1 protein-coding gene is annotated in these 3,180 nt (G+C 45.8%); it reads right to left on the minus strand.

The features are described 5' to 3' along the window. On the minus strand, positions 1–3,036 hold a 3,036-nt coding region (locus LUQ50_RS15850; RefSeq protein ID WP_300041409.1), incomplete at its 3' end, for a methyl-accepting chemotaxis protein. Positions 3,037–3,180 lie beyond the last annotated feature (144 nt).

A 3,180-nucleotide genomic window follows, 5' to 3' on the forward strand; every position in this document is an offset into this window, starting at 1 on the left:
ATTCAGGATCAGATTGGAGACCTCCTGAATACTGGCGGTCACCTCTTCCACTGATGCTGCCTGCTCTTCAGAGGCTGAAGCCACATCGACAGTATTACGGTTGATCTGCTCGATAGTCGCCGCGATATTATTGAATGCGGTCAGAGTCTCCTCCAGGGCATTACTCCCTTCCATTACTGCGGTCGTGGATTTTCCCATCGCTTCGGTCGCCTGTTTGGCTTTGGTCTGGAGCGTGGCTATCATATCTGCGATATTTTCAGCTGACTTTCGTGAGTCCTGGGCAAGTGACTTGACCTCAGCAGCCACCACAGCAAATCCTCTGCCTGCGTCCCCTGCCCGTGCAGCTTCTATCGCAGCATTCAGGGCAAGGAGATTTGTCTGGCTTGCAATATCAGAGATAAGTCGGACAATCTTGCCTATTTCATCCATCTGAGCGTTGATACCACCGACGATAGAATCAACCTCTTCAGCAGAGACCGTGATATCACCCATCGCCTTCTCTGACCGCATGGCAAGTTCAATACCACTTTTAGCCAGACTATTTGCTTCGTTAGACGCAACTGAGACCGATTCGGCTTTTCGTGAAACCGAACCCACGGTCTCGTTCAGATCTTCCATCGCCCGCAATACCTGGGAGATACCGTCTCCTCCCTGATCTGCATTCTGGCTTACTTTTCCTGCATTGGTTGCAATCTGTTGGGCTCCGGCCACAACCTCTTCAATACTAGCAGTTGCCTCTTCTGCACTCGCTGCCAGTTCACTTACATTCTTCGTGATCAGGGCCACTGCACCCGACACCTGGATACCGATATTATTCAATGCCTCCTTAAAGGGAATCCAGTCACCTATCACCACAAGGGATGGGGAAACCCGATCCGAGAAGTCGTACCTGGAATAACTCGTAGAAACCCGTAAGGCTTCATTAACCGGTTCAATAACGCTTTCCAGTGTTCGATTCAATCCCTCAACGATCTTCCTGAATTCTCCCTTATGCCTGGAGACATCTGCCCGTGCCTTCAGATCACCCTGTGTGGCTTTCCTGGCTAGATCATCTGTATCCTGAATCAGAGTCTGAAGAGCAGACAATAGTGTTCCGATATTCTGGTTGATCGCTTCAAACATAACCTTCGCTTGTTCAGAATACTTATCAGACTCTGTTATCTGCATATCCAGCGTAAAGTTTCCTTCACTGAGCTGGACAAAATTTTGAGAGAGACGGTTCACTTCCTTCTGAAGAAACTCTATCAGCCGTATCTGTTCGGTCATGTCCTGGACCGTCTCCACATACCCGACTGTATCACCATTCATATTTAGGATCGGAGCGGTAGTCTGTTTATCTGAAGAGCCCATCCAGTCAAAGAAGGTTTCGTTCTTTCCGGAGGTCCGGAGTTGATGGATTCCACATTGATCTGTCTTACATATACTCGCATTTGCTGTGCTGCATGGCGCACCATACGCCGAGCATCTATCCTTGATTGCTTTGTTTTTGACGAGAATCTGCTCGAAGGTCTTGTTCATATACTTCCATTTCATATCCAGATCAGTGACATGGATCGGGAACGGTACTGCATCAAGGATCGATTCATAATATGCAATCATATCCATCAGTTCGGTGAGATCTGAAAATATCTCGATAAACCTGACAACAGTTCCCTTCTTGTCGAGAATTGGAATATAAATATAATTCAGATGCTTTATTCCGGCGGGAGTTTCGGCTACAATTTTTCCATGTACTGATTTTTTACTTTCAAGTGAATCCTTTATTGTCAGACCTTCCCGTTTCATCACCTTGATATCACTCAGTTTCATCTTGAGGGCCTGGTCATAACTATATCCCATGATCTGCAAGAATGCCGGGTTTACTTCGGTGATACTCAGATCCGGATTCATCATGAGGATTGCATGAGGATTCTCACGAATCATCGCTCCAATCTCTTCGACATACGCTACCTGATCTGATATATCAATATACATCGCTACCACCCGGAGCAGATCACCGTTTGCATTGAAGACCGGAATGTAGACAAAATCCATCACTTTTACTGCCCAGTCAAAATCAACTACCAGCCTTCCTTTTCCAGATTTTTTAGAATTGATAGCATCAGCTAAAGACTGCCCTTCACGCTCCAGAATTTTGAAATCCTGAATCTTTTTCGAGAGCAGTACTTCTTCAGACATATGGGATACAGCCAGGAATGAAGGATTAACGGATAGGATTTGCCCGGATGGATCAAACGAGATGATAGAGGCAGGATTTTCAGCGATCAGGGAGTCTGACTCATGTATCTTCTCAAATAGTTCAGAGAGATCAGCAAATATATCATATATCAGGATAAGGTTCCCGTCAGCATCAAAGACCGGTACATAGGAGTATTGCATATGCTTGATGCCGTTAGGAAAATCAACCACAATTTTTCCGGTGACACATGTTTTGGTTCTGATGGCTTCATCAGCAGTCGGGCCGTCACGCCTGATAATTTTAAACTCTTTAAGTGCTCTCCCAATCCATTCCTCCTTTTTATACCCGGATATCCGTAAAAATGCAGGATTCACATCAGCAATGGTAAGATCCGGATTCAGCTTGAGAAGAGCATACGGATTTTCCTGGATAAGGGCATTATTTTCCTCAGCTCTGACCTGGTCGGTCATATCAGTGATCGTGACCATCAGACATGGCTCATCGTCATATCTGATGGTACTGAGGGTTACCCGGGCGGGAAAGAGGGTTCCCTGCAAGGTGACATGATCCCAGTAAAACGTGATTGAACCGGTCTCATGAGCCTTTTTTAGTAATACTAGCGACTCAGACCCTGAATCCTTTCCAGTTCTCTGTTTTGGGGGAGAAAGGATACCCGGTAGTTTTCCGATGATATCATCCGGGCTTGTTGCATGAAATATCCTGAGTGACTCTTTATTGCAGTCAATAAACTGTCCTTTCGGACCAATGATAAGGGTTGCAACCGGGACAGCATCGATGATCGCCTGGAGCGATCTTGAATTGGTGGTTCTGACTACAGACTGGTTTGTTTCGGTCATGATATCCTCCTTCACATTACCGATGTCACAAATTAATTGAAATAACTGAATGAAGAGAATTACCCGCTGACAGATAATTATCGCGTTTCGCTATCCCGGTCATATTACCTTCATTCCGGAATATGCTCACGTACACGAGTAACC

Origin of the sequence: Methanospirillum sp. (assembly GCF_028679455.1) — an archaeon.
GTDB lineage: Archaea > Halobacteriota > Methanomicrobia > Methanomicrobiales > Methanospirillaceae > Methanospirillum.